The sequence below is a fragment of the Roseovarius sp. genome, assembly GCF_018066915.1.
In the GTDB taxonomy this organism is placed as follows: domain Bacteria; phylum Pseudomonadota; class Alphaproteobacteria; order Rhodobacterales; family Rhodobacteraceae; genus Roseovarius.
The window spans coordinates 1-5,329 of record NZ_JAGPVV010000284.1; the positions used below are offsets into that span (position 1 = coordinate 1).

At 67.2% G+C, this 5,329-nt stretch carries 3 protein-coding genes; all 3 read left to right on the forward strand.

The window, feature by feature from the left end; all coding sequences use genetic code 11:
* On the forward strand, positions 1-1,656 hold a 1,656-nt coding region (locus tag KBT70_RS15955; protein WP_296636200.1), incomplete at its 5' end, for a thioesterase domain-containing protein.
* Positions 1,653-2,615 (forward strand): glycosyltransferase family 2 protein, encoded by a 963-nt coding sequence (locus tag KBT70_RS15960; RefSeq protein ID WP_296636204.1) that lies wholly within the window; start codon positions 1,653-1,655, stop codon positions 2,613-2,615. The genes KBT70_RS15955 and KBT70_RS15960, both read left to right, overlap by 4 nt.
* Positions 2,612-5,329, forward strand: a 2,718-nt coding sequence (locus tag KBT70_RS15965; RefSeq protein WP_296636208.1) for a MupA/Atu3671 family FMN-dependent luciferase-like monooxygenase, incomplete at its 3' end; no start/stop codon positions are given. The genes KBT70_RS15960 and KBT70_RS15965, both read left to right, overlap by 4 nt.

A 5,329-nucleotide genomic window follows, 5' to 3' on the forward strand; every position in this document is an offset into this window, starting at 1 on the left:
GGCTGGGCCATGGGGCTGATTGCGGGCTATGACGGGTCCGATCTCTGGGTGCCCATGTCCTACGGGTCGCTCAGCGTCCACGGGCCCTTGGGGGCCGAGGTCTGGTCTCATGTCCGCAATGCCGCCGACAACCGCGCAAGCGATGAAACCGCGCGCTTTGACATCACGCTTTGCGATGCTGCAGGCCGGGTGCTGATCGAAATCACCGATTTCGCCATCCGCAAACAGGTGGGCGGCCTCACCCTGACCCCACCACGCGCCAGCGAAATCCGCTTCGAGGGCCAGACCGAGAGCGCCCCCGCAAGCCCCGCCGAAGAGCGCCTGCGCCACGCCTTGCGCGAAGGCATCCGCCCCACTGAGGGGGCCGAGGCCTTTCGCCGTGCCTTGGCGCAATCCGCGCCGCAAATCCTTGTTTCCTCGCTCGACCTGCCCACGCTCATCGCGCAGGCAGAGGCGGGCGCGCAGGCACCTGAGAGCAACGGACAACGCTTTGAACGCCCCGATCTCGACAGCGATTTCACAGCCCCCGAGGGAGAGATCGAGACCCGGCTTGCGGGCTTCTGGTCTGACCTTCTGGGGCTGGAGCAGGTCGGCGCCGAGGATTCCTTCTTTGATCTTGGCGGTCATTCCCTCATCGCCGTCCGCCTCTTTGGCATGATCCGCAAGGCGTATCGCGTCGATCTGCCCATTTCGATCCTCTTCGAGGCCCCCACCATCCGCGCCTGCGCCGCGCTGATCGAGGCGCAAATCGGGCCGCAGGAGGCGGGAGAGGACGCGCCCGCCCCCGCGGAACCGCAGCGCCGTTTTACCCATCTGGTGCCGATGCACCGGGGCGAAGGCGGGCCGAAAACGCCCTTCTTCCTTGTCGCGGGCATGTTCGGCAATGTGCTGAACCTGCGCCATCTGGCGCATCTCTTGGGCGAGGATCGGCCCTTTTACGGGCTTCAGGCGCGTGGCCTCTATGGTGGGGCCGCCCCCCATGACGATCTGACCGAGGCCGCAGCCGACATGATCGCCGAACTGCGGCAGGTGCAGCCGCACGGCCCCTATCTCTTGGGTGGCTTTTCTGGCGGCGGCATCACCGCCTATGAGATGGCGCAGCAATTGCGCACGGCGGGCGAAGAGGTGGCGCTGATCGTGATGCTCGACACGCCGCTGCCCCAGCGCCGCCCGCTCTCGCGCCGCGACCGGCTGATGATCCAATGGCAGGAACTCAAGGCCGGCGGCCCGCTCTATCCTCTGCGGTGGGCGGCGCGCAGGCTCGCATGGGAAATCACCAAACGCCAGCCCAAGCCCGAGGCCGTGACCGACACGCACCAATTCCACGACAGCGCCATAGAGGCCGCGTTCTACCGCGCCATCGCCAAGTATCAGGTGCGCCCATGGGCAGGCGCGCTGCACCTCTTCCGCCCGCCGCTGGTTGGCAAATGGCAGGTTTCCAATGGCCGTTGGGTCAGCAGCGAGCGTGCCTATGTGATGCCTGACAATGACTGGGCGGGCTTTGCCCCGCAGGTGCAGGTGACAGAGGTGCCCGGCACCCATGATTCCATGGTGTTGGAGCCCAATGTGCGGGTCTTGGCCGCGCGCCTGCGCCGGGTGATCGAGGCGGCAGAAGTGGCACAAACCATGCCCGATCACCGCGAGGCCGCAGAATGACCGTTCCCCGCGTCCTCACCATCGTCCTCAACTGGCGCACGCCTGACATGAGCCTCAAGGCAGCGGATGCCGCCCGCCGCGCCATGCAGGGCATCGCGGGCGAGATCGTGCTGGTGGACAACGATTCCGGCGATGGCTCATTCGAGGAGATGCAGGCCGGCGTTGCCGATTGGGACCGCGTGCGCGTGGTGCAATCCGGCCATAACGGCGGCTTTGGCGCGGGCAATAACGCAGGCATGCGCGCTGGTCTTAGCGACGGCGCGCGCCCCAATTACGTCTATATCCTCAATTCCGATGCCTTTCCCGCCCCGGAGGCCATTGCAGCACTTGTGGCTCATCTCGAAACCCATCCCAAAACCGGCCTCGCAGGCAGCTATATCCACGGTCCCGATGGCGCGGCCCATGTCACCTGCTTCCGCTTTCCCTCGATCTTGGGCGAGTTCGAAGGGGCGGCGCGGATCGGCCCGATCAGCCGCCTCTTGCACGCCCATACCGTGCCTCTGCCCGTGCCCCAGACCACGCAAACCGTCGATTGGCTGGCCGGGGCCAGCCTGATGATCCGCCAAGACGTGCTTGATCAAATCGGTGGCTTTGACGAACGGTTCTTTCTCTATTTCGAGGAAACCGACCTCTGCCTGCGCGCCGCGCGCGCGGGCTGGCACACCGATTTCGTCACAGATAGCCGGGTCGAACATATCGGATCGGTCAGCACGGGGATGAAGAGATGGGGCCGCGTGCCCGCCTATTGGTTCGCCTCGCGCCGGTATTATTTCACCAAGAACCACGGTGCCGCCTATCTCGCCCTTGTCACGCTGGCGCATCTGCTGGGTGCCGGGCTTGGCACGCTCTGGCGGCTCCTGCGGCGCAAGGGTGCAGGCAGCCCACCCTATTTCCTGCGCGATCTGGTGCTGGGCGATCTTGGCGCGGCGCTGAACCGGCAAAAAAGGATCAAGCCATGATGCAGGCCCTCTTGATCGGCAACGAATCCCTCGCCCTTCAGTGTGGCGAGACCTGGCTCGCGCGCGGGCACGGCATCAAGGCGGTGATCACCCGCCATGCCGATGTGGCGGCTTGGGCCGAGGCCAAAGGCCTGCGCGTCGTTTCGCCCGGTCCGGGTCTGGCCGAGCGGTTGGGCGAACTCACGTGCGACTGGCTCTTGTCCATCGCCAATCTCGACCTGCTGCCGCAAACCGTGCTGGCGCGCGCCACGCGCGGCGCGGTCAATTTCCACGATGGCCCGCTGCCGCGCTACGCCGGTCTCAATGCGCCGGTCTGGGCCATTCTGAACGGCGAGGCGCAGCATGGCATCACTTGGCACCTGATCGAAGGTGGGGTGGACGAAGGGCGCATCATCACTCAGCGCATGCTGGATATTTCGGGGGATGAAACCGCCTTTACCCTCAACGCCAAATGCTACGCAGCGGCGCTCGACAGCTTTCCCGATGTGATCACCGCCCTCGAACAGGGCGCCGTGACGGCACAGACCCAAGACCTCGGCGCGCGCAGCTATTTCGCCCGTGACCAGCGCCCCGAGGGGCTCTGCCTCGATTTCACCCAACCCGCCGAGGTTCTGGCACGGCTGGTGCGCGCGCTTGATCACGGCGGCTATGCCAACCCGCTCAACCGGGCGCGGATCATCGCGGGCGACCGTGTGCTGCTCGTAGGCCGGGCCGAGGTGGTGCCGGGCAGCGGCGCACCGGGTGTGGTCCTCAGCGTCGAGGCCACACGCCTCACCGTGGCCACAGGTGCGGGTGCGTTACGGCTCAGTGCGTTGACCGGGCCCGAGGGTGGCGCGGCCCCTCTCGCGGGCGTCGCCGTGGGGTCGGTCCTGACCACTCATCCCGTCACCGACCTGCTGACAAACCTTGCGTCCCAAGACGGCTATTGGCGTCGCAACCTGCGCGCCCTGCGCCCCATCACCTTGCCACTGGGCAGCGGCGCAGGCGTTGAAGAGCGCCGCACGCTTGATCTGCCCGCCGATGCGCTCGACGCGATCGGCCTCTGGGCCGCGCGTCTGGGCGGCGATGAGGCCACGCATATCGCCTATGCCGGGGCGGCGGTCGAGGCGGCACTTGTCCCCGGCCATGTCTGCCCTTGGGTGCCGGTCGCCGTCCCGAACCTGGCCCAAAGCATCCCCGAGGCCGAAGCGCGCGGGGCCTTCGCGCTCGATCTCTTCGCCCGTGACCCGGCCCTTGAGGCCGCGCAGACCCCGCATATCGGGCTGCGTGTCGCGGGGCGCGGCCTTATTCCCGGCACGGCGCTGACCATCGACCTCTCCGACACCCCCACACTCGTCTATGACGCCGCACGCCTTTCGCCCGCCATGGCCGACCTTCTCGCGCGGCGGGTTGAGGCCGTGGCGCGCGGCGACACCGCCCCCCTGCCCGAGGCCGAGCGCCGCATGGTCGTCGACGCGTGGAACCGCACCGATACCCCCTATGACGCCCGCCCCCTGCACCGCCTGATCGCCACACAGATCGCCAAGACGCCCCATGCCCGCGCCGTGGTGTTCGAGGCCGAAACCCTCACCTATGCCGCCCTAGACACCCGCGCCAACCGCATCGCCCATGTGCTGCGACAGATGGGCGTCGGCCCCGGCGTGCTGGTGGGTCTCTGCCTGCCGCGCTCTGCCGATATGATCGCCGCCGCCTTGGGCATCTGGAAGGCAGGCGGGGCCTATGTGCCGATGGACCCGGCCTATCCCGCCGACCGTCTGGCGCTCTACCTCAGCGACAGCGCCGCGCGCGTGGTCGTCACCCGCTCTGACGTAGCAGATACCCTGCCGCCAACCGCGCAGACCCTCGCGCTCGACACCGATCCGCGCCTCACCAATGCCCCCGACAGCGCGGTTGACGGCGGCGCAGGCCCCGACGATCTGGCCTATGTGATCTATACCTCCGGCTCAACCGGCCGCCCCAAGGGCGTCATGGTCACGCATCGCAACGTCGCCAATTTCTTTGCCGGCATGGATGACCGTATCCCGGCGGAACCGGATGCCGTCTGGCTCGCCGTGACCAGCCTCAATTTCGACATTTCCGTGCTCGAACTCTTTTACACGCTCGCGCGCGGCTACACCCTCATCCTCAGCGGCGACGAAAGCCGCGCACTGGTGTCCTCTGGGCAATTGGCCACGTCCGACCGGGGCATGCAATTCAGCCTCTACTATTGGGGCAATGACGATGGTTCGGGGCGCGACAAATACAAATCCCTGCTCGAAGGCGCGCAATTCGCCGACACCCACGGCTTTTGCGCGGTCTGGACGCCCGAGCGGCATTTTCACGCCTTTGGGGGCCCCTATCCCAACCCCTCGGTGACGGGGGCCGCCGTCGCGGCGGTCACGCAAAACATCGCCGTGCGCGCCGGAAGCTGTGTGGCCCCCCTCCACCATCCCGCGCGCATTGCCGAGGAATGGGCGGTCATCGACAACCTCACCAACGGGCGCGCAGGTCTGGCGATTGCCTCCGGCTGGCACCCTGACGATTTCATCCTGCGCCCGGAAAACACGCCGCCGCGCAACAAGCCCGCCATGTTCGAGGCGATCCGCGATCTGCGCCGCCTCTGGCGCGGCGAGGCGGTGGAGTTCCCCCGCGCCGATGGCACGATGCACGCCGTCGTGACCCAACCGCGCCCGGTGTCTCAGGTGCTGCCCGTCTGGGTCACAACCGCCGGCAAC